Raw genomic sequence first — 22,403 nt, 5'->3', positions numbered from 1 at the left:
GTCCGGGCGGTGTTGCAGGAGGCGTTCGGTCCTGGCGTAGAGTGCTTGGGCGAGGGAGTTCAGGTGTTGCGTCACAACAAGACCATGGGCTCCCTCGCCTCATGCTCAGACCACGCACCCCTGGGAATTACTCATCTAGGGTTCTCCGAGGTCCGGGATCACCACTGCGCCAGGGAGCCAGCACATGCGACTACGACGGGGCGACGCCGAAGACGCCGACCGGGTCCTCCGGCTCCTGGACGAGGCGGTCGTCTGGCTCACCGAACGCGGCTCCGCCGACCAGTGGGGCACCCGGCCCTGGTCGGAGATCCCCGAGAGGGTCGCGATGGTCCGCTCGCTCGTCTCGGACGGCCTCTGGATCGCCGAGGTCGACGGTGCCGCGGCGGGCGCCCTGGTCATCGGGTCGTCGGGGCTCGACTACTCCCCGCCGGTCGACGAGCCCGAGGTCTACGTGCGCCTGCTCGTCGTCGACCGGAAACACTCCGGGCGCGACGTGGGCGGCCGTCTTCTCGACCACGCCCGCGCCCAGGCCCGCGAACGCGGGGTCTCGCTGGTGCGCGTCGACTGCTGGTCGGGCGGGGACGGCTCCCTCGTCCGCTACTACGAGCGCCAGGGGTTCACTCCGACCGTGCGCGTGCCGGTACGCGACAAGGAGGTCCAGGTGTTCGAGGCCCGGGTGTGAACCCGCCCCGCCACCGGGGCCGACCGGCTCACTGTTCCCGGCGCACCCGGTCCGAGGCCTCGACCAGGCGGTCGACGACCCGCTGGGTCAGTTCGGGGTCGGGGCTGCCCAGTCCGGCGATCGACGACATGTACATGCCGTCCCCGGCGAGGCGGATCGTCTCGGCGAGCACGGGGTCCGCGAGCTCGGCGTGCAAAAGCTCACCCCAGCGGGTGAACAGCTCCTTCACGAGCGCGCCCGCCTCCGGGGGGATGTCCTCCTTGCTCCGCAGCGCCGCGATGACCGCCCAGTAGAGCTCGCCCTCGACGGCGGTCTGCGGCAGCGACGTGCGCAGGAAGTAGCGGACCACGCCCTCGTCGCTCTCCACCGCCTCGCGGAACTCCTCCTCCGCCAGCGCGCGGACGCGCTCCATGAGCCCGACCATCATGGCCGCCTTGGAGGGGAAGTGGTAGAGCAGTCCGCCCTTGGACACCTCGGCGTCGCGTGCGACGGCCTCCAGGGTCACCGAGGAATAACCTTCGGCGATCAGGATGTCCTGTAAGGCGTCGAGGATTCTGTCTCGCGTCGATGTACTCACGATTGACACTGTACCGGCCGGACGGTACTGTACCGGCTGGACGGTCGAAGAGTCCCGGAGCGTGCCCGCACCACCGTGCCGCACCCCGGTCGACCAGACTTCCCGTCCCGACCCAGCCCGGTCGGCACCGACTCCCGCCGGGCCCGCGCCCTCGCTCCGAGGGCGCGCAACCACAAGCGATGACGAGGGAAAGATGAGTTCCGCCAAGGCCGGAAACGGCGCCACCCACCCGCACGGGGACAACGGGTCCCCGCCCGCGCTCGCGGGCCCGCGCGAGTGGGCCGCACTCGCCGTCCTGGTCCTGCCCGTGGTGCTGATCTCGGTCGACATGACCGTGCTCGGTTTCGCGGTGCCGGCCCTGAGCGAAGCGCTGAGCCCCTCCTCGGGCCAGCTGCTGTGGATCATCGACATCTACGGCTTCATCCTGGCCGGACTGCTGATCACCATGGGTTCGCTCGGCGACCGGATCGGCCGACGCCGCCTGCTCATGATCGGTTCGGCCGCCTTCGGCGCGGCCTCCCTGCTGGCCGCCTTCGCGCCCAACGCCGAGACGCTGATCGTGGCCCGCGCCCTGCTGGGCGTCGCCGGGGCGTCGCTGATGCCCTCGACCCTGTCCCTGCTGCGCAACCTGTTCCTGGACCCGCGCCAGCGCCTGCTCGCCATCGCCATCTGGGCGTCCGGGTTCTCCGGCGGCGCGGCCCTCGGCCCGATCCTCGGCGGGTGGCTGCTGGAGCACTTCTTCTGGGGCTCGGTGTTCCTGATCAACCTGCCCGTGATGGCGCTGATCCTGGTCCTGGTGCCACTGCTGGTGCGGGAGTCGCGCAACCCGGACTCGGGCCGGATCGACCTGCTGAGCGTCCTGCTGTCGCTCGGCGCCATGCTGCCCGCCGTCTTCGGCATCAAGAAGCTGGCCACCGGCGGCCTCGACGTCCTGCCGATCGTGTCGCTGGTCTTCGGCCTGACCCTGGGCTACCTGTTCGTGCGCCGTCAGAGCAGGCTCAGGGACCCGCTGATCGACGTGCACCTGTTCCGTTCACGCGTGTTCAGCGTCGCCGTCGTCACCAACCTGATGATCGTGTTCTCCCTGGTGGGGTCGTTGTTCTTCCTCACCCAGTACCTTCAGCTGGTGCTCGGCATCTCCCCGATGCGCGCCGGGATGGTGCTGCTGCCGGGCCTGCTGCTGTCGATCGTCGCCGGTCTGGTCGCCGCCCGGGTGGCCCGCCACCTGAGCCTGTCGACCGTGATCGGGGTGTCCCTGATCGTGACGGCGGCCGGGTTCGGCGCCCTGGTGTTCACCCCGGCCGACGACGCCACCCGGGGCGTGGCGCTCGTGATCACCGCCTTCGTGCTGATCTCGCTGGGCACCGGCTTCGCCGAGACGCTCACCAACGGCGCGATCATGTCGGCGGCCCCGCCCAAGCGCGCGGGCGCCGCGTCGGCGATCTCCGAGACCGCCTACGAGATGGGCGGCGCGCTGGGCGTCGCCGTGCTGGGCAGTGTGCTGACCGCGTTCTACCGGGGCCACCTGACCGAGGTGGACGGGGTGTCCGAGGGCGCGACCGAGGCCGCCCGGGAGACCCTGGGCGGCGCGGCCAACACCGCCGCCGACATCGGCGGCGCGCCCGGTGAGGCGCTGATGGACGCGGCCCGGCTGGCGTTCACCGACGGGATGCACCTGACCTCCGCCATCGCCGTGGTGATCGTGCTCGCCGCGGCCGCCCAGGCCTGGTTCCTGCTTCGCGGGCACGGCAACCCCGCCGTGGACGTCCCGCAGACCGCGACCGTCACCCAGGAGGCCGCCGAGGCGCCCGGGGAGGCCGTCGACGCCGAGGCCGCTGACGGGGCCGCCGCCTCCTCCCTGGAGGCCAACGGACCCGTCCGCTAACCGGCTCCGGTCACCGTGTCGCGGCCCCCGGGGGGAGTGATCCCCCGGGGGCCGCACGTGTTCAGGGCAGGCGCAGCACCTCCACCTCGCCGCCGTCCCACCCGGGGGGCACCACCGCGTAGGCGTCGGCCAGGGCGGCGCCGCGCAGGCTGCCCGGGCGGTCGTGGCCCACGGGCTCGGCCCGGCCCCGGCTCACGCGTACCGCGACCAGGCGGGTGTCGTCCGGCCGGGAGCGCACCTCGCCCGCCAGTGGCACCCGCGCGAGTCCGCCGGTGGGGTCGGGCCGCCCGGACATCGCGCTCAACAGGGGCACCAGCAGGGTGAGCGAGGCCACGAGCGCGGCGTTCGGGTTGCCGGGCAGCCCGACGACCACCCCGCCCTTCGTGCGCGCGAGCAGCTGGGGGTGCCCGGGGCGGCAGGCCACCCCGTCCACGACCACCTCGGCGCGCATCCCCCGCAGCACCTCCCGCAGGTGGTCGGCGGGGCCCTTGGAGGACGACCCGCACACCACCACCACGTCGGTCCCGGACGCGGCCAACGCCTCACCCAGGTCCGTGAAGCCGTCGCCCAACGCCCGCACCCGCTCCAGGCGCGCCCCCGCCCAGGCGAGCATCCCGGGCAGCATCGGGCCGATCGCGTCACGCACCATGCCCTCGCCCGGCAACCCGCTCCCGGCGATCTCGTCCCCGGTGACCAGTACCGACACCGTCGGCAGGCGTACCCCCAGGGTGTCGTGGCCCAGGCTCGCCGCCAGCCCCAGCACCGCCGGACCGATCTCGGCCCCCGCCGGGAGCACCCGCTCGCCGGGCGCGGTCTCCTCCCCCGACCAGCGCACGTGCCGCCCCGGAAGCGCGTCGCCGCGTACCCAGCCGTCCACCACCTCCGCCCGTTCGTAGGGCAGGACGGCCTCGGTGCCCTTCGGCACCCGGGCACCCGTGGCGACCTCCGCCGCCTCCCCCGCGCCCAGCGCGAGCCCGGCCACCGGCGCCCCGGCCAGCTGGGAGCCCACCAGCAGCCAGGGCCCCTCCCCCGCGACGGCGAACCCGTCCATGGCCGAGGCGTCGAAGGCGGGCAGTCCCACCAGCGCCCTCAGCTCGGAGGCGAGCACTCCGCCCAGGGCCCCGTTCAACGGGACTTCGCGCACGGGAACGCGCGACCGCGCGCCGAGCCCTCGCGCCCGCTCACGCGCCCGTTCCCAGGGAACGGCACCTCCGTGCCCCTCACACGCCGCACCGTCCGCCACCGGGATGTCCATGCCACTTTCCGTCCACTCCGTCGCCGGGTGTGCCCCGGAGCCGCGCCCGACGCACCTGACGCGGACGCTACCGCCCCCGGCGGTCCCTCCAGGGGACCGGCTCACCACCCCGCCGAGCTCCGATTTGCCGTCTGTCGAATCTCCGCTAAAGTCTGTACCAGCAGCAAGGCGGGGCCAACGGAAAACGGGGGCCGGGCCGGGCAGCAAGCGGACGTGGCTCAGCTGGTAGAGCATCACCTTGCCAAGGTGAGGGTCGCGGGTTCGAATCCCGTCGTCCGCTCGGAGGAGACGCGGGGCGGGAGACCGTCCCACGTGTACTCGGTGGAGTGGCCGAGAGGCGAGGCAGCGGCCTGCAAAGCCGTCTACACGGGTTCAAATCCCGTCTCCACCTCCCAGTCTCACTGGGGCGATTAGCTCAGTTGGCTAGAGCACTACCTCGACACGGTAGGGGTCACAGGTTCGAGTCCTGTATCGCCCACATCACGCGGAAGCGGGTTCCCACGGGGGCCCGCTTCCGCTTTTTCGTGCCCCCGGGAGGATTTTGGGCCGTGTTTCCCTCCGCGAGGCCCACAGCACGGCGGGCAGACCCTCCGTAGGCGCCCGCTGGCCGACCCGATCCACTCCATGTTCCGGCCGTACAACCCCCGTTGGAACCCCGTTGTCCCCCCGCTGGTTCCCGGGCACCGCCTCGACCCGCGGCGGTGGTTACCCGCCCTCTCCCCCGGGCAGGCCACAGGCCAGGGACGGACACCGTCCCCGGTCGCGAGACGCACCAGTACGCCTTGGACCACCCGAGAGGAAGAGAAGGAACACCGGAAGGAGGGGTCTGCCGTGACACTCGTAGACGCCCGTATCCAGGACCACTACCCCACCCGTGTGGAGCCCGCCCAGGGCCGGGGATGGATCGAACGCCACGAGCCGACCGTCTGGCCCGGCGTGGCGAAGGGGCCCGCGAGCGCCGCGGAGCTCACCCGACACGCACGCGACGGCTTCCACATCCAACGTGACCTGCTGACCACGTCGGAGGTCTCCGCCGCCCTGAACGAGCTCCGCGCGATGGTCGAGGACCCCGTCATCCGCGCCGACGAGCGCACCATCACCGAACCGGCCTCCGACGAGGTGCGGTCCGTCTTCGACGCGCACCTGTTCAGTGACCGGATCGCCCGGCTCGTCAAGGAGCCCCGCGTCCTCGACCGGGCCCGGCAGATCCTCGGCTCGGACGTCTACGTGCACCAGAGCCGGGTGAACTTCATGCCGGGGTTCCGGGGCAACGGGTTCTACTGGCACTCGGACTTCGAGACCTGGCACGCGGAGGACGGTATGCCCGGGATGGCGGCGGTCAGCCTGTCCATCGGGCTGACCGACAACCTCCCCTACAACGGCGGGCTCATGCTCATGCCGGGGGCGCACCGCACGTTCGTCCCCTGCCTGGGACGCACCCCGGACGACAACTACCGGTCCTCGCTGAAGGCCCAGAAGGTCGGTGTCCCCCAGGAGGACGACATCGCGGAGCTGGCCCGTCGGCACGGGATCGGGCAGTTCACCGGCCCGAGCGGTTCGGCCCTGTGGTTCGACTGCAACAGCATGCACGGGTCCGGCAACAACATCACGCCGTACCCGCGATCGAACATCTTCGTGGTGTTCAACAGCGTGGACAACGCGCTCGTGGAGCCGTTCTCCGCGCGGGAGCGCCGTCCCGACTTCGTGGCCGCGCGCGACTTCACTCCGCTGAAGTCCTGACCCGCCGAGGCCACGCAATGAACCGGGGCTCCCGTGCCGCCACGGTCTCGCCCGAACCCGCGGTCGTCGTTCGCGACCTGCGGGTTCGGCGCGGTGGTCGCACGGTGTTCGACGGACTGGACCTGGAGGTGGCCCGAGGCGGTGTCACCGGCCTGATGGGCCCCTCCGGGTGCGGCAAGACCACCCTGATGCGGACCGTCGTCGGTACGCAGCGCGTCCGGTCGGGTCGCGTCACGGTGCTCGGCGAGCAGGCGGGCACCCCGGCGCTGCGCCACCGTGTCGCCTACGACACCCAGTCCGCGTCGGTGTACTCCGACCTCACCGTCGAACAGAACCTGCGCTACTTCGCGCGGCTGACCGGCGCCTCCCGCGCCGACGTCGGACGCGTCCTGGACCAGGTGAACCTGCGCGACCAGGCCTCCCGCAGGGTCGACGCGCTCAGCGGCGGTCAGGCCAGCAGGGTCTCGCTCGGGGTCGCGATCCTCGGCCGCCCCGAACTGGTCGTCCTCGACGAACCCACCGTGGGCCTCGACCCGCTGCTGCGCGAGGAGCTGTGGGAGGTGTTCCGATCGCTCACCGCCGAGGGTGCGACCCTGGTCGTCTCCAGCCACGTGATGGACGAGGCCCTGCGCTGCGACCGGTTGCTCTTGATGCGCGACGGGCGCCTCGTGGCCGACACCACGCCCGAGCGCCTGCTCTCCGAGACCCGGACGAGCGACCCCGACCGCGCCTTCCTGGCCCTGATCGAGGGAGGGGCCGGATTGAGTCCCACGCGCACCTTCGCCACGGCCGGACGGGTCCTGCGCCAGCTCGGCCACGACCCCCGGTCGATCGTGCTGCTGCTGGTGGCACCGAGCCTGCTCGTCGGTCTCTTCGCCTGGCTCTTCACCGACACGACGGTGTTCGACGGTATCGGCCCGGCGATCCTCGCCCTCTTCCCGTTCGTGGTGATGTTCCTGATCACCAGTGTCACCACGCTTCGGGAGCGCCGCTCCGGGACGCTCGAACGCCTCCTGTCGACCCCGATCGGCAGATTCGACCTCATCTTCGGCTACGCCTTCGCGTTCGGACTGGCCGCCGTCGCACAGGCCTTCGTCACCGTGCTGTTCGCCGTGTACGTGTGCGGGCTCGACATCGAGGGGCCGCTGTGGACGCTGGGCCTGGTCGCGGTCGTCGACGCCCTGCTGGGCACCGCTCTCGGACTGCTGGCCAGCGCCTTCGCGCGCACGGAGTTCCAGGCCGTGCAGTTCATGCCCGTGCTGGTGTTCCCGCAGATCATCCTGGGCGGGCTCTTCATGCCGCGCGACCAGATGCCGGACGTGCTGTACGCGGTCTCCGACTGGCTGCCGCTCAGCCACGCGATCGACGCGGTCAACGCCGTGGCGGCCGGTGACCCCGCCTGGGACGTCTACCGTCCGCTGCTGGTGGTGGCCGCCTTCACCGTGGGCGCGGTGCTGCTGGCCTCCCTCACCCTGCGCCGCCGCACGCCCTAGGCTCGGGGGCGCCCTCCGGTGTGTGACGTCAGCACGGATCGGTCGGCGGGGCGCGTCGCCCGCCGTCGTCGGGGAAGGAGGGCGGGAGACGGCCCCGGGCCGCCCCTCCCCCCGAAAGGAACCCCCTCAGCATGACGACACGAGAGCCGCGTTTCTCCCTGCCTGACATGGTCCGGGGGTGGCGGGAACGCCGCCGCAAGGGGCCCGAGGTCCCGGAGGCACGCGACCGCGTACGGGACTGGACCGACGGGCGCGAACTCGGTGTGGGCCCGGCTCGACCGACCGAGGACCCCGAGGAGGAGCCGCTGCCCGCCTACGTGCCGCGTTCCTTCGACGAGGCACTGGACCGGGCGATCCTGGCGGGCGGCCTGGTGGTCCTGGAGGGCGAGTCCGTCTCGGGCAAGACGCGGTCGGCCTACGAGGCGATCCGGCGCACAGTCCCCGACCACCGCCTGCTCGTCCCGAGTCACGCGTGGCTCCTGCGCGCCGTCTCCCGGAAGTACGTCCTCCCCCGGGGCACGGTGGTGTGGCTCGACCACGCGGACCACCTCCTCGCCGCGGGCTCCCTCACCGAGCGCCTCGTGGACCAGCTGTGCCCGCCCGGCGACCCCGGTGTGTGCGTTGTCGTCACCCTGGACTCCGTGATCCGCGCCGACCTCCCCCAGCAGATGGCGACGACCGTGTCCCGGATCGTCGACGACCGGGCCGAGCGGTTCCACGTCGACCGCGACCTGGACGGGGAGGAGCGGGAACGGGCGCGCGAACGCGCCGACGACCAGCGGATCTCCCGGGCCCTGACCCCCGACGCCGTGAACGGCTTCGCCGCGGACATCACGGACGCCCCGGCCGTCCTGCGCCGCTGGCGTTCCGCGATCGGCGGCCAGCACGCGCGGGGGGCCGCCGTCGTCTCGGCGGCGGTGGACGCGCGCAGGCTCGGGTACCGCGCCCCCCTGCCCCGGGACCTGCTGGAGGACCTGCACTGGCACTACCTCGAGCCGGGTCAACGAAGCACGGCCGAGGAGGGGGCGTTCGAGCGGGCCCTCGCCTGGGCCACCGATCCGGCGGGCGCCGCCGCCGGGTGCCTGTCCGGCGTGGACGAGCGGTCCTTCGTGCCCCACCAGCACCTGGTCTCGGAGTGGGCCCGGGACACCACCGGCGCCGAGGTGCCCACGGTCGTGTGGAACCTGCTCCCGCACCGCGTCCCGGCACCGTACCTGGCGACCCTCGGCCACACCGCCCGTGAGTCGGGGCGGACCACCGCCGCCGAACACGCGTGGACGCGGCTCCTCGACCGCGTCCCCGGACACGTGAGGTCCAACATGGGCATGGCGTCCCTGGCGCTGGAGTCCGGGGACCGCACGGCCGCCCTGCCCTTCCTGCGCACGGCGGCCTCGGCGAAGGACCCCCAGGCGATGGCGCGGCTCGGGGAGGTGCTCGGGTCGATCACCCTGGAGGGGGACGGGTCGGAGGCGGAGGAGGCCGGTCTGTTGTTGCGGCGGGCCCACAGCGAGGGCGCGGAGGTCGACCCCCTCCTGGCGGGGCTGCTCGCCTACCGGGAGCGGGACGAGCGGAGGGCGTTGCGCTGGCTCGACGCCGCGGCCGCGGGCGGCGACGAGGACGCGATGCTCCTGCACGCCTGCCTGGAGACCTGGGGTCGGCTCTACAGCGGGGTCGACGCCCTGTTCGACGCGTTCTCCACGGGGAGGCCGGACCCCGAGGAGATCCTCGAGATCGTCGTGGACGCGACCCACATGACGTGGCTCTCCTCCAGGTTCCGCAAGAGCGCGTGGGCGCGCCGGGTGACCATCGCGGGATACCTGCCCGCGCTGTACCTGATGGGCCGCACCCTGGAGAACGAACACCGGTGGAGGGCGGCGCTCACGCTCTACGAGGAGGCGGTGCGGCGCGGCTCCCGTGACGCGGCCCGGAGGATGCCGCGTGTGCACAGGGCGTTGGGCCGCGACGGGCGGGCCCGTGTGTGGAATGACGTGCTCTCCCGCGCCTCCGAGCCGGTCGAGGAGCTGGCCTCACTCGTCGAGTGGCGGCTCCGTCACGAGCGGGACGGGGACGCCGCCGAAGCGCTGGAGCCGCTCAGCGTCGAGGTGGCCGTCGAGACGGACACGGAGACGCGGCCCGACCCCGACGAGCCGCCCAGGAGGCCGTCCTCCTCCGGCGGTTCGCCGTCGGGGCGTTCCTCCTCGGGCGGGGCATCATACTCGGGCGGGACGTCGTACTCGGGCGGCTCCTCCAGCTCCTACGACGATTCCTCGTCCTCGTACGACGACTCCTCGTCCTCCTCTTCGTACGACGACTCCTCTTCGTCCTCATCTTCGTACGACGACTCCTCTTCGTCCTCCTCCTACGGTTCCTCGTCGTCCGGGTCCTCCTACGACGACGACTGACCGGTGTCCGGGCCGTCGCCGGGCTCCGCCTCGCCGGGCGGGCCCGGGCGCGGGGCGGGCGGCGGCCGACGGTAGGGTCCGGCTCAGGCACGGGGTGCCCCGGCGCACCGACCGTTCCGCTCACCCCAAGGAAAGGCAGACACGTGTCGCACACCCCCCACGACACCCTGAACACGTCCGAGCCGCACTCGGCTCGGATCTACGACTACTGGCTCGGCGGCAAGGACCACTACCCGGCCGACCGGGAGCTGGGCGACCGCATCCTGTCGGTGCTGCCGATGATCGGCGAGATGGCGGTGCAGAACCGGGCGTTCCTCCACCGCACCGTGCGCTTCCTCGCTCAGGGCGGCGTCCGCCAGTTCCTGGACATCGGTACCGGCCTGCCCACCGCCGACAACACGCACACGGTCGCGCAGGCGGTGGCACCGGAGTCGCGCGTGGTCTACGTGGACCACGACCCCCTGGTACTGGCGCACGCCCGGGCACTGCTGACCAGCTCGCCGGAGGGGCGCACCGCCTACGTCGACGCGGACCTGCGTGACCCGGGGGTCATCCTGAGCGCCGCCGCCGAGCACCTGGACCTGACCCGCCCGGTCGCCCTCACACTGCTCGGCGTGCTCTTCCACATCCCGGACGACACCGTGTACGAGATCGTGCGGGAACTGGTGGCGGCCCTGCCCTCCGGCAGCCACGTGGTGATCACGCACTCCACCAACGCGGTGACCGGTCCGGCCATGGCCGAGGCCGTGAGCCAGTGGAACGCGGAGTCGTCCAACCCCATCACCCTGCGCACGCCGGAGCAGATCGAGCGCTTCTTCGAGGGGCTGGAGCTGGTCGAGCCGGGGGTGGTGTCCATTCCGCTGTGGCGGCCCGAACCCCACGAGATCGGTTCGCACCGGGAGATGGACGAGTTCGGCGGGGTCGCCCGCAAACCGTGAACGGCGGCGCGGAGTGCCGTCTGCCGCCGCGCCCGCCCCTGACGGTGAGCACGGTGTCGGGCGGCCCCGCGAGGTCGAGCGGACCCAGGCGCCGCCGCTCAGGTGGTGCGGCGCCCGGTCCGGCCGGGTGGTCCGGGGCGGGAACCGGGGCGACACGCGTCGCGGGCTGGGATCGGGCAGGGCCGGGTGAAAGACTCCCGGCAGGGCCGTGACGTGCGCGGCCGCTGCCGGAGGGGGCTGGCGATGGTGGAGGACGGGAAGGTCACGCCGAAGGTGGTGGTGGGGGTCGACGGGTCCCCCACCGCGTCCTGGGCCCTGCTCTGGGCGGCGGCCGAGGCGGAGCGCCGGGGGTGGCCGCTGCACGTGGTGTACGCGCTGGCGATGCCGCTCGTGATGTCCCTGTACGCGGGACCCACCCGGGTTCCGCCGCCGGAGGAGGTCACCACGCACGGGCACGGGGTGCTGTCCACGGCGGCGGCGCACGTGCGCGGCCGCCATGACGGACTGACCGTGGAGGAGGTCCTGGCGCTACCGGACCCGGGCACCGCGCTGCTGCGCCAGGCCGGTCCGGACGACCTGCTGGTGGTGGGATCGCGCGGACTCGGCGCGGCCCGGTCCGTACTGGACGCCTCGGTGAGCGTCCGGTTGGCGGCGCGGGCGGAGTGCCCGGTGGTGGTCGTGCCGGGTGCCGAGGCGGAGGCGCCGACCATACCGCCGCGCCGGATCGTGGTGGGCGTGGACGGTTCCGACGACTCGCGGCGCGCGTTGGCCTTCGCCCTGCGCGAGGCGTCGCTGGCGGAGGGCGGCTCGGTCGTGGTGGTGCACGGCTGGGGCGTCACGCCGCCGTTCGACGCCGGTTCGGCGGCCGGGGGCGGCTGGGCACCGCCGGACGACCTGCTGGACCAGCGGTCGCAGGAGATGGTGTCGCAGATGCTGGAGAGGGTCGTGGACGACGGTACCGAAGGCGTGGGGGTCTCGGTGGTGCGCGTGGGCGGGGAGGCCGCCCAGGCGATCGTGGAGGCGGGTGCGACGGCGGACCTGATCGTGGTGGGTTCGCGCGGGCGCGGAAGCGTGCGCGGTCTGCTCCTGGGGTCGGTGAGCCAGGGGGTGCTGCACGGCGCGACCGTCCCCGTCACGGTCCTGCCGAGGAGCCCCCGCCCGCGCGGCTGACCCGAGCCCCCGGGGGAAATCCCCCGGGGAACACCGCCGTGTCCCGCGGAGTTCCTTTTGAGGAGGAATGCTCCGCAACCGCGACGCCCCCCTGGGGTGGTCGTCATGGGACCTCGGCGCGAACGCTCCGGCCCGGCCGGGCCCGGCCGGCGACGCGGCGTGGCGCCGTCGACCCTCACCCGTCGCCCGAGGAACACGATGCCCGAGCTGCACCCCGACCTGGCCGCCGCCCGGTTCCTGCCCACCCCGTCGTTCGGCCCCCGCACGGCCCGCCTGACCCGGCGGCTCACCGAGCGCATGCGGCCGGTGCGGGTGCCCGCCGACATGGTGGTCGAGGAGCGCACCGCCCCCGGCCCCGAGGGCGCGGCGCCCGTCGGGCTCCGGCTCTACCGACCGCGTGCGCTCACCGGCCCCTCCCCTGCCCTGCTGTGGACCCACGGTGGCGGGTACCTCTTCGGTAGCCCGGTCCAGGACGAGCGCGGCAGTATCGAGTTCGCCCGCGAGCTGGGCGCCACCGTGGTCGCGCTCCGCTACCGCAAGGCGCCCCCGCACACCGCGCCCGCGCCGGTCGAGGACGCCCACGCGGCGCTCAGGTGGATGACGGACCGGGCCGGGGAGCTGGGGATCGACCCGCACCGGGTGGCGATCGGCGGAGCCAGCGCGGGCGGCGGCATCACGGCGGCCCTGGCCCTGATGTGCCGGGACCGGGGCGGCCCACGACCGCTGTTCCAGCTGCTCGTCTACCCGATGCTCGACGACCGCACGACCCTGCGCACCGACCTGGACGGGCTCGGCGCGCGCATGTGGTCGGTGGACAGCAACCGGTTCGCCTGGCGCTCCTACCTCGGCGGCGAGCCGGGAGGTGCGGGGGTCTCCCCCTACGCCGCTCCCGCGCGCGCCGAGGACCTGTCCGGTCTGCCCCCGGCCTGGATCGGGGTGGGCACACTGGACCTGTTCCACGACGAGGACCTGGCGTACGCCGAGCGACTGCGCGCGGCCGGTGTGCCCTGCGCGACGAGCGTGGTTCCGGGTGCCTTCCACGGGTTCGACACCTACGTCCCGCGCGCCGGGGTCGTCCGGGAGTTCCGGCGCGCGCAGGTCGCGGCGTTGCGCGCCGCCTGGGAAGAACCGCGATACCTCATGGAATGACAGGGAAACAGGGGACTTCGAGTGAATTCTGCTGGCCGGTCCCGGTCATCAGAATTCGCCCTTCACTCCCTTTGCACACGACGGCCTTCCGTGTTCTTTATTGACTGGCAAGTAACCACGCCGAACACGAAGGACGGCCATGACGAGTATCCCCCACTCCGGAATGGACAGACGCGCCCTCCTGAGGACCGCGGCCCTCACCTCGGGCGCGGCGGTCCTCGGCGGTTCGCTCGGTGCCCTGGGCGCGGGCGGCGCCGCCGCCGAGACCACGGACGCCGCCGCCCAGGCGGCCCCGAACCTGTACTGGCGCGGCGCCTGGAACGCGCGCCCGCCGAGCGGCCCCATCCAGGTGCTGGCCAACCGGCCGCAGTACATCGTGGTCCACCACACCGCGACGGCCAACAGCACCAACTACACGCTCGACCACGCGCTGAACCTGTCCAAGTCGATCCAGAACTACCACATGGACAGCAACGGCTGGATCGACACCGGCCAGCAGCTGACCATCAGCCGGGGCGGCCACCTCATGGAGGGGCGCGACCGCACCCCCGAGTCGATCGCGGCCGGCCACCACGTCGTGGGCGCCCACGTGGCGAACAACAACAACACGTGCATCGGCATCGAGAACGAGGGCACCTACATGACCCAGGGCCCCACCCAGGCCCTGACGAACACGCTGGTCGACACCCTGGCCTGGCTGTGCGGGGCGTACGGCCTCAACCCGGGCAGCGCGATCCGGGGACACCGTGACTTCAACGCCACGGCGTGCCCCGGCGACGTGCTCTACTCCATGCTCCCCGAGCTGCGCAACAGGGTCGCGCAGACCATGCGGGCCCAGGGCCTGCCCATCGCCGCCGCGCCCGCGAACGTCGTGGACGGCCCGACCTTCCCGCCGGTCCCGGACGACGAGCCGGACCACGAGTTCTACCACGGCCCGCTGCGGGGCCCGGACGACATCTCCCGCTAGCCGCGACGCAGAGGACATCACCCCGTTCGGTGTCACTCTCGACCCTCCCACGGTGCCCGCCCGACCCGGTCCACGTCCGGGACGGGCGGGCACCGCCGCGCTCGGCCGACCAGGCATGTCGAACGTCACTCCACGTCATCATCTCACTACACTCTGCCGTGACCGCCGTCCGCGCGCACGGGCGTCACGGACGTGACCGCGCCGGCACCCACGACCGGAGGAGCACGTCATGCGGGCCACGAAGGTAGCCGACTGGGACGGCCTCGAACCGCTCCGGCCGGCGCACGCGCGCGTCTCCAACGTCGACCTGGTCGTCCTGCGCCTGCCGGGGGACACCGGCAGCGATGACGGGGTACGGGTCCTGTACGGACGGTGCCGGCACCGGGGAGCGCTCATGTCCGACGCCACCGTCCAGGACGGGGACCGGCTGGTCTGCGGCGTGCACGGCTCCACCTACGACGCCCGCAGCGGCGTCAACCTCTACTACGAGGGCGAGGACCTGGAACGGTTCGGGGCCTGGGTGGAGGACGGCGCGGTCTGGGTCGACGAGGAGGAGGTCCTCGCCTGGGAACGCGAGCACCCCCAGAACTACGACCGCACCGCCTACCAGGGCTCCTACGCCGACTTCACGGGCACCCCGGACGAGCCGTTCAACGACCGTATCCACGAGCTGGCCTCGGAGGGGCTCAGCCGGGTGGGCCACCACGGTGAGGTGGCGGCCATGGGTGTGCCCCGGAGCGAGCTCCCCTCCTGGGACGACCTCCAGATCGTCACCGCGGAGCTCCACACGCCCCCGCTGCTCGACGACCACCCGGTGGGCACCGAGGTGGTGGTCGGCCCCAACGCCCGCCGCCCCCTCACACTGGACATCCCCCTGCTGGTCTCGGACATGAGCTTCGGCGCGCTCTCCGCCGAGGCCAAGACCGCGATGGCCCGGGGCGCCGAACTGGCCGGAACCGGAATCTGTTCGGGAGAGGGCGGGATGCTCCCGGTGGAGCAGGAGGCCAACAGCCGCTACTTCTACGAGCTCGCCTCCGCCCGTTTCGGCTACTCCATGGACAAGGTGGCCCGCTGCCAGGCCTTCCACTTCAAGGGCGGCCAGGCCGCCAAGACCGGGACCGGAGGCCACCTGCCGGGCAGCAAGGTGAGCGGGCGCATCGCCGAGGTGCGCGAGGTCCCCGAGGGCCGCCCCGCCATCTCTCCGGCCCGCTTCCCCGACCTGGTCTCGATCGCCGACTTCCGCCGGGTGGCGGCCGAGGTGCGCGAGGCCACGGGAGGCATCCCGGTGGGCTTCAAACTGTCGGCCCAGCACGTCGAACGCGACCTGGACGCCGCGCTGCGGATCGGGGTGGACTACGTGATCCTGGACGGCCGGGGCGGCGGCACCGGGGCCGCCCCGCTGCTGTTCCGGGAGAACATCTCGGTGCCGACCATCCCCGCCCTGGCCCGGGCCCGGCGCCACCTGGACCGGTTGGGCCGCCGCGACGTCACCCTGATCGTCACCGGCGGCCTGAGGGTCCCCGCCGACTTCGTCAAGGCGCTGGCCCTGGGCGCCGACGCCGTGGCCGTCGCCAACTCCGCCATGCAGGCGATCGGCTGCCTGGGCATGCGGGCCTGCCACACCAACAACTGCCCGGTGGGCATCGCCACCCAGCGACCGCACCTGCGCGCCCGGCTCCCCGTCGCGGAGGCCGCCGAACGCCTCGACCGCTTCCTGCGCGCGTCGGTGGAGCTCATGCAGGTGATGGCGCGAGCCTGCGGCCACGACCACCTGGGCGGGTTCAACCCCGACGACCTGGTGGCCTGGAAACGCGAACTCGCCGACCTGTCCGGTGTGGCCTACGGCGGGGTCTCCGCCTGAGGGCGGCGCCGGTGCCCCGCCGACTCGCGGACCGCGCTCACCCCCGTGGTCCCACCTCCCGGGTCAGCCGCTCCACGGCGCGTTCCAGCAGGTGCCGGTCGTCCAGGTCGGCGTGGCCCAGGGGCAGCATCTCCCGCAGCGCCTCGTGCCCGCCGCCCCCGCGCAGGTGGGACAGGAGGACGTCCCGCCAGGTGCGGGGGACGACGGCGAAGGACAGGTGGAGCGAGAGTTCGTCGGTGGCCGCCCCGGCGTGCGGGTGCCCTCGCGGAATGTAGAGCGTCCGCCCCGGGGTGAGCACCGTCTCCAGGACCGGCTCGAACTCCGGTTGGGTGTCCGCGCTCGGCACCGTCGGCCACGGTGTCTCCGGGGCCCCGACCGACCACGACTTGGACCCGTGGACCTGGCACAGGAACCCGCTGGCCAGGTCGTAGTGGGGGCGCACCCCCGAGTTGCCCGCGGGGGTCAGGAAGGCCGCGCAGTAGACACCGAAACCCAGCTCCCGTTCCAGGGCCGACGCCAGCCGCTCCACCTCGGGGACCAGGAGGCGGACCTCCTCGAAGACGATGGTCGCGCCCGCGTCGTGGGCCCGTAGCAGGGCGGCGCGGTCGGCCACCTCCTCCCGGCCCCGGCCCGGGCGCCCCCGGGCGGTGGCGAACCGCTCCCGCGCGAGCGGAGCCCCCTGCTGGAACACCCGGAAGCAGGACGCGGGGAGCCCGGGCCGGTCCAGCAGGGACAGCGCCGCCTCCAGGGGGAAGGCCTCCCGGACGGCCGGGCCCGCCGCCGCCACGACCGGGGTGTGCTCCCAGTGCCGCAGGAAGGCGTCGGCGTCCCCGACGAGCCGTTCGAGGACCGGCAGCGTCCCCGGGGTCGGTGTACCGCGGTGTCGTGTCGTCATGTGGTCTCCCTGGCGAGGCTCGTACGCGACTCGGCTTCCCTCTCGGCGGCCAGCAGGACCGCCAGGCGGGGTTCGCGCTCGGCGGGTGGCAGCGGCGGTAGTCCGCTCCGGGCACGGACGAAGGCGTAGCCGCTGTCGGCGGCGACGGCCCGGGCCTCCTCGGCGGCTCCCGACTCCGGGTCCGTCCCGGCCAGTTCACCGAGCACCGCGAACAGTTCCGCCTCGTCCCGCAGGGCGCGGCAGACCCGCGCGGTACGGCGCAGGACCCGGGCCCCGTCCTCCTCACGCCCCCGGGCGAGCAGCGCCCCGGCCCCCGCGCGCAGGACGGTCACCAGGTCGGCGGAGGGCGCGCCCTCGGCCAGGGCGTCCAGGGCCCGCAGGAGGGTGTCGGTCCGCGCCGCGTCGGCGGAGGCCGCGTGCACCTCGACGGCGGCGGACGCCAGAGTCGGCACGGAGTCCGGCGCGGGTTCGGGAACCCGCGCGCCCGCGCGCAGGGCGAGCAGCGCGGAGGCCTCCCTCACGTGCGGGAGCGCGCGGGCGGTGCCGCGCCAGCGGCTCACGTGCGCGGCCAGCAGGTCCTCGCGCCGCCCGCGCGCCAGCGCCTTGGCCGTCTCCACGACGTGGGTGTGGGTGACGAAGGTCCGACCGGCCTCGGTCCCCAGGGCGCTCTCCGCCTCGTCCGGGGTCAGCCCGTGCTCGGGATAGGCCCCCGAGGCGAACACGCCCGCGTCGGCCAGTCCCTCCGGAGCGGGGAAGTGGGGCAGGGCCCCCTCCCAGTCGCCCCGGATCACCCGGAGCCGACCGATGTTGATCCAGGGCTGGAGCACCCGGACCGTCTCGGATCGGGGCAGGACCCCGCCGCGGACCAGGGACAGCAGCACACGGGCCTGGCGCCAGCAGGACCTCTCGCTCTCGGCGAGGTCACCGGCCATCGCGAGGACGAGGGCGCCCCGGTTCGCGGCCCGGCAGTAGGCGTCGACGTCGAAGGAGGCCCGGCGGGAGGCCCGTTCCATCTCGGCGGCGCACTCCCGGGCCCGTTCCCACACCGACGTCTTGGTGAGGCGGTTCTCGGGGGACAACAGGCGCAGGGGCAGGTCACGAACGGGCGCGGACGCGTCCATCGTCCACCTCCTTGTTCTTCGGTGCGGGCCGCTGCGGGCGCGAGGCCCGGTGCATCTGGGGCGGGGCCTCCCAGAAGGTGTCGATGTCCAGGGAGCCGTCGCGGGAGCGGATGTCCGCGCGCGCCGGGACCGGCAGCGACTCGACGGCGTCGCCCTCCACGCTGATCAGGCGGTTGTCGAAGGAGAACACGCAGGGGGCGCCGCGCGCGGCCAGTTCGCCGGGCACGTCGAAGGCGCGGCCGCTGTTGACGTTGACCAGGCGGGTGGGCCGCCGTCCGGGGTTCCGGGCGATGAGCCACTCCCCGCTGTGCGAGGCGCGGACCTCCTCGGGCGGCTCTTCGAGGTCCAGCCGGTAGACGGCCTCGGGAGGGTCGGTCTCCGTGCGGTGGAACCGCAGGGTCCTCGGGGCGTCCTCGAGGACCGCCCAGACGCCGCCCAACACCTCCTCGTAACAGGCCAGGCGGTGGTGCCCGCCACCGGAGAGCGCGGAGGCCGTCACCTCCCCGGTGGCCGGGTCCGCCCTGAGGACGGTTCCGTCCGACAGCACGCACAGCACCGCCCGCCGCCGGTGCTGCCAGGCCAGGAGCAGGGCGGGGGCGTCGAGCGGGCGCACCGTCGGCGCCCCCGTCGCGGACGGCAGGACGAGTTCCTCCGAGGTGGCGGTGACGAGCCGGGTTCGCCCGTCCGGACCGGCGCCGCGGGTTTCGAGCAGGAGCGCTCCGGGCGCGGCCCGCGCCTCCTCGCGCGCACCCGCCGCCGGGCTCCACGAGCGGACGCGGTCGCCGTCCTGGAGGAGGAAGCGACCCGTGCCGGCACCGGCGCGCACGGACGCCCCTGGCCCCAGGCCGACGATCCGCCCGCTCTCGGGTCCCCGCAGCGCCATCGCCCTGACCCGGCCGGTCGTGTCGGTCCAGGCGCACCAGGTGCCGTCGTCGTCGACCGCGACCTCCGCGCGGTGCCCGGCGCTCACCGCGCTCCCCCGGCGGACGCCGCCGTGGTGATGGTGGGACCGATCCACACCTTCTGCGGCGGGCAGGGCCGCTTGCCCTCCTGGATGCGCACCAGGGGACAGTGCGCGCCCTGGCAGGAGGGCCGGAAGAAGCAGGAGTGGCAGCCGGTGTCCTTGGCGTCGTCGTTGTCGACCCACAGGCTCATGAGCTCGGGGTCCAGCCCCAGGTCGCCCTCTGCGGTGAGCTGTCCGACCGCGTTGCGGGGGTCGCGCAACGCGACCGTGCACTTGTTGACCACCCCGTTGGGCCGGATCACGAAGGACCACGGGGAGGCCGCGTAACAGACCGAGCCGTTCGGTTTGAGGAACACGTCGTCGGCCGGGGCCAGCCCCGCCTCCACGGCGTTCGAGCACAGGTCGAGCTTGGTCATCTCCGCCTGCTTGCCCGCGTAGGCCTCGGACTCCTCGCCCTGGGGCCCTCCCCAGTCACCGACGGGACGGTAGATGACCCGGAACCGGGGGTCGCCCGCGTACAGGCCGCCCAGCTGATCGATGAGTTCGGGCACGTGGACGCTGTTGGCCTCGGTGAAGTTGGTCCGGACGATCACGGTGAAGTCCGCGTCCGTCCCGGCCATCGAGGTGAGGTTGGCGACGATGTCGTCGAAGGTCCGGCCGCCGCCCATGAGGAACCGCGAGGAGTCGTGGGTGTGCGCGGGGCCGTCCAGGGTGACCTGGTAGTTGCTGATGCCCAGCTCGACGCAGCGCCGCGCGACCTCGGGGGTGAGCAGGAGGCCGTTGGTGGTGATCCCGGCGGCGTACTCGATGCCCTCCTCCGCACAGAACTCCAGGAAGAAGGTGCTGAGCTCTTCGATCACGTCGAAGGCCACCAGCGGTTCGCCGCCGAACCAGGCGACCGTGAGCCGCTCGATGCCGTATTCGCGGCGGTGGCGCCGCACCAGCTCCTTGACGCCCTCCCGCACCTCGGTGAGCATCCGGCCCAGGGCGAAGTCCTCGTAGCAGTAGGTGCACCGGAAGTTGCACGCCTCGGTCGGCATGATGATCAGTTCGAGGCGGTCGGTCCGGTTCTTGCGCCGTTCGCGCAGGTCGTCGGCGTCCGCGAGCTCGTCGTGGTCCTCGGCCACCAGGAAGCCCTTGGTGACGAGGGTGTCGAACAGGCGGGCCTCGTCGGCGGGGTCCGGCCGGTTCAGGAGGCCCCTGCGGTTGTGCAGCAGGGCGTGCACCCGCTCCCCGAGGGGGTCCCGGACGCGGAAGACGCTTCCGCGCATGGAGTTGTACAGCACGACCGCGTCACCGTCGTCGGTCCTGGTGACGACGTTGAACCTGGAGGGTCGAAAGGTACCGGTGACGGTGGTGTCAGCCATGGGCAGTCCTCTTGTGGCGCGGGTGGGGAGACCAGGACCCCGTGGCGGGGACCGGGGTCCTCCGGTCCCGCCACGGGGCCTGTAGCTACCACGTCCTCAGCCTCCTGGGCCGAGGGCGGTCACGGGGGCTGCTAGCAGCCGAAGTCGATGACCGAAACCTCGTCACCGGCGATGGACTCGGTGATGATCTCCTCGAACTCCTGCATGGGAACCATTCCTCTCAATAAAACTGGAAAATGGGCCGGAAAAACCGGGACAGGCAGACCCGAATTCTCCGGGTTGCATCCTTGACATTCGCGCCGAAGCATCTGCGAACGGTGCCGAGTCTAGGAGTCCGATTTTTCCCGTGTCAACACTCGAGCGGGGCTTTCGCGGGCTTTTTTTGCACAACCGAGAACGCCGAAAAAATGGCATGACAAAACAGCCGGGGCGTGCATGGAGAAAGAGAATGAGGAGAGGGGGAATCTCCTGTTTCTCCTTCGCCGACCACGCCTCGGCCCGGCGGGGCGGACCGGATGCGCGTTCCTCCGGTCACCCCGCGCGCACGCCGGGGGTCAGGGGGCGGGGGTCGTCTCCTTCTCGTGGAGGGCGGCGGCCCGGGCCCGGAGGGCACGGCGGTCCGGCTTGTCGGTCCGCGTGCGCGGGAACTCGTCGAGCAGGTGGATCTCCCGGGGCCGCTGGTGCACCGGCAGGTGCTCCCTGAGGGCGTCGCGCACGCGCGCGAGCGCCTCCTCCCGGTCCCCGGGCTCCACCACCGCGAAGGCGACCAGCCGGTCACCCCGGGCCAGCCCGGTCGGGACGCCCACCACCGCGGCCTCGCGCACCGGGTCGCAGGCGGCCAGGACGTCCTCGACGAACCTCGGCGGAATGGTCTCCCCGTGCACCACCAACGACTCCTTGATCCGGCCCTCGATGGTCAGGTGGCCGTCGGGATCGACCGTTCCCCGGTCCCCGGTGCGCAGCCACCCGTCCGCGGTGAAGGCGTCCGTGTTCGCCGCGTCGTCGTCCAGGTAGCCGTCCATCAGGCCCGGCCCGTGGAGGAGGACCTCCCCCTCGGCCGGGTCGATCCGGGCGGACGACCCCCTGATGAGCGGTCCCACGGTGCCGGGCCGCCAGTCACCGGGCAGCGACTGCGTCACCCACGCCACCGTCTCCGAGAGTCCGTACCCGTCGTGGATCGGTCCGCCGACCAGGTCGGCGTAGGCGCGCACCAGACCGACCGGAAGGACGTCGCCCCCGCAGCCGCGCAGGTCCAGGGCGCCCAGCGCGGTCGCCAGCTCCGGGTCGCGGCGGGCCGCCGCCAGCAGGGCCGCGTACATCGAGCCGACCCCGTCCAGCCGGGTGTAGCGGCCCCCACGGAGCAGCCCCGCCACCCGGTCCAGGCTCAGCCGGGACTCCACGTGCATCTCGAACCCGTGCTCCAACCAGTACTGGACGATGCCCCAGCCGTAGGAGTTGAGGAGGGACATCGGCACCAGCATGCGGTCCCGGGAGGTGATCTCCGCGTGGGCGGCGACCTCGTTCCGGTGGTAGCCGATCGCCGAGCGCGACAGCTCCACCGCCTTGGGTTCGCCACTGCTCCCCGAGGTGTAGAGCAGGGTGTGCGCCGTCTCCGCGAAGTCGGGCAGACCCGTGTCCCCCTGGGGCCGCGCCCCAGGGGAGCCGTCCCCGCCCGGGGTGACCACCGCGGCCACCCTGCGGGTACGGGCCACGCTGCGCCACCGCTCCCCCTGGCACAGGACCGGGGCTCCGAGCGACTCGGCCGCCAGGGCCGTGACCACGGCCGTGTAGGGGTCGTCGCGCGCGATGACGACCCCGCGCCCCGGCCCGGCGCCCGCGGAGGCCAGGGCCCCGGTCAGGGCCGCGCTGTCGCGGTCGAGTCGGCCGCGCGGGACCTCCTCGCCGTCGATGACGAGTCTTCCTGTCACCTGACTCCT

The 22,403-nt window shown here is 73.0% G+C and carries 17 protein-coding genes and 3 tRNA genes; 13 read left to right on the top strand and 7 right to left on the bottom strand.

All coding sequences use genetic code 11. The features are described 5' to 3' along the window. The first annotated feature begins 184 nt into the window (after window positions 1-184). On the top strand, window positions 185-682 hold the full coding sequence (locus tag ABZ635_RS09515; protein ID WP_357761474.1) for a GNAT family N-acetyltransferase: 498 nt from the start codon (window positions 185-187) through the stop codon (window positions 680-682). A gap of 28 nt (window positions 683-710) precedes the next feature. Here ABZ635_RS09515 and ABZ635_RS09510 read toward each other — a convergent pair whose 3' ends face one another. Further along, window positions 711-1,262, bottom strand: a complete 552-nt coding sequence (locus ABZ635_RS09510; protein ID WP_357761499.1) for a TetR/AcrR family transcriptional regulator — start codon at window positions 1,260-1,262, stop codon at window positions 711-713. 190 nt (window positions 1,263-1,452) lie between these two features. On the opposite strand from ABZ635_RS09510, the gene ABZ635_RS09505 reads away from it, so the two are divergent. Beyond that, window positions 1,453-3,144: an MFS transporter gene (locus tag ABZ635_RS09505; protein WP_357761471.1), complete on the top strand. Its 1,692-nt coding sequence runs from the start codon at window positions 1,453-1,455 to the stop codon at window positions 3,142-3,144. A gap of 61 nt (window positions 3,145-3,205) precedes the next feature. On the opposite strand, the gene ABZ635_RS09500 is transcribed toward ABZ635_RS09505, so the two are convergent. After that, a complete protein-coding gene (locus ABZ635_RS09500) occupies window positions 3,206-4,399 on the bottom strand; it encodes a molybdopterin molybdotransferase MoeA (protein ID WP_357761469.1) in 1,194 nt (397 codons plus the stop codon). Window positions 4,400-4,606: 207 nt separating this feature from the next. On the opposite strand from ABZ635_RS09500, the gene ABZ635_RS09495 reads away from it, so the two are divergent. The 11 genes from ABZ635_RS09495 (at window position 4,607) to ABZ635_RS09445 (ending at window position 16,119) form a co-directional block, all read left to right on the top strand. Continuing rightward, window positions 4,607-4,679, top strand: a tRNA-Gly gene (locus ABZ635_RS09495). Between the two features lie 40 nt (window positions 4,680-4,719). Continuing rightward, window positions 4,720-4,790 (top strand) — tRNA-Cys (locus ABZ635_RS09490). 13 nt (window positions 4,791-4,803) lie between these two features. Next, window positions 4,804-4,877: transfer RNA gene (locus ABZ635_RS09485), tRNA-Val, on the top strand. A 353-nt stretch (window positions 4,878-5,230) separates the two neighbouring features. Further along, complete coding sequence (thpD, locus tag ABZ635_RS09480) at window positions 5,231-6,139, top strand: ectoine hydroxylase (protein WP_357761466.1); 909 nt, start codon at window positions 5,231-5,233, stop codon at window positions 6,137-6,139. Window positions 6,140-6,156: 17 nt separating this feature from the next. Next, window positions 6,157-7,632, top strand: coding sequence for an ABC transporter ATP-binding protein/permease (locus ABZ635_RS09475; RefSeq protein ID WP_357761463.1), 1,476 nt, complete (start codon window positions 6,157-6,159; stop codon window positions 7,630-7,632). 131 nt (window positions 7,633-7,763) lie between these two features. After that, complete coding sequence (locus ABZ635_RS09470; protein ID WP_357761460.1) at window positions 7,764-10,034, top strand: sel1 repeat family protein; 2,271 nt, start codon at window positions 7,764-7,766, stop codon at window positions 10,032-10,034. Between the two features lie 143 nt (window positions 10,035-10,177). After that, window positions 10,178-10,972 (top strand): SAM-dependent methyltransferase, encoded by a 795-nt coding sequence (locus ABZ635_RS09465; protein WP_357761457.1) that lies wholly within the window; start codon window positions 10,178-10,180, stop codon window positions 10,970-10,972. A 243-nt stretch (window positions 10,973-11,215) separates the two neighbouring features. Next, window positions 11,216-12,142 carry a universal stress protein gene (locus ABZ635_RS09460; protein WP_357761454.1) on the top strand — a complete coding sequence of 309 codons (927 nt, stop codon included), beginning with the start codon at window positions 11,216-11,218 and terminating at the stop codon, window positions 12,140-12,142. A gap of 198 nt (window positions 12,143-12,340) precedes the next feature. Further along, window positions 12,341-13,291: an alpha/beta hydrolase gene (locus ABZ635_RS09455; protein WP_357761452.1), complete on the top strand. Its 951-nt coding sequence runs from the start codon at window positions 12,341-12,343 to the stop codon at window positions 13,289-13,291. Window positions 13,292-13,430: 139 nt separating this feature from the next. Beyond that, entirely contained in the window at window positions 13,431-14,258 is an 828-nt protein-coding gene (locus ABZ635_RS09450; protein WP_357761449.1) for a peptidoglycan recognition family protein, read from the top strand. 229 nt (window positions 14,259-14,487) lie between these two features. Continuing rightward, the gene (locus ABZ635_RS09445) at window positions 14,488-16,119 is read left to right on the top strand and encodes a glutamate synthase-related protein (protein WP_357761446.1); all 1,632 of its coding nucleotides are present in this window, start codon (window positions 14,488-14,490) and stop codon (window positions 16,117-16,119) included. 37 nt (window positions 16,120-16,156) lie between these two features. On the opposite strand, the gene ABZ635_RS09440 is transcribed toward ABZ635_RS09445, so the two are convergent. The 5 genes from ABZ635_RS09440 to ABZ635_RS09420 form a co-directional block, all read right to left on the bottom strand. Continuing rightward, window positions 16,157-17,014 (bottom strand): cupin domain-containing protein, encoded by an 858-nt coding sequence (locus tag ABZ635_RS09440; protein ID WP_357761443.1) that lies wholly within the window; start codon window positions 17,012-17,014, stop codon window positions 16,157-16,159. Further along, entirely contained in the window at window positions 17,011-18,135 is a 1,125-nt protein-coding gene (locus tag ABZ635_RS09435) for a hypothetical protein (protein ID WP_357761441.1), read from the bottom strand. The genes ABZ635_RS09440 and ABZ635_RS09435 overlap by 4 nt, the downstream gene beginning before the upstream one ends. Then, window positions 18,110-19,105: a hypothetical protein gene (locus ABZ635_RS09430; RefSeq protein WP_357761438.1), complete on the bottom strand. Its 996-nt coding sequence runs from the start codon at window positions 19,103-19,105 to the stop codon at window positions 18,110-18,112. Before ABZ635_RS09430 ends, ABZ635_RS09435 begins: the two co-directional genes overlap by 26 nt. Then, window positions 19,102-20,466 (bottom strand): radical SAM protein, encoded by a 1,365-nt coding sequence (locus ABZ635_RS09425; RefSeq protein ID WP_357761435.1) that lies wholly within the window; start codon window positions 20,464-20,466, stop codon window positions 19,102-19,104. Before ABZ635_RS09425 ends, ABZ635_RS09430 begins: the two co-directional genes overlap by 4 nt. A gap of 554 nt (window positions 20,467-21,020) precedes the next feature. After that, window positions 21,021-22,394, bottom strand: coding sequence for a fatty acid--CoA ligase family protein (locus tag ABZ635_RS09420; RefSeq protein WP_357761432.1), 1,374 nt, complete (start codon window positions 22,392-22,394; stop codon window positions 21,021-21,023). Window positions 22,395-22,403: the final 9 nt, after the last annotated feature.

Origin of the sequence: Nocardiopsis sp. NPDC007018, assembly GCF_040635075.1 — a bacterium.
In the GTDB taxonomy this organism is placed as follows: domain Bacteria; phylum Actinomycetota; class Actinomycetes; order Streptosporangiales; family Streptosporangiaceae; genus Nocardiopsis.
This window is presented reverse-complemented; position numbering and strand designations above follow the sequence as displayed.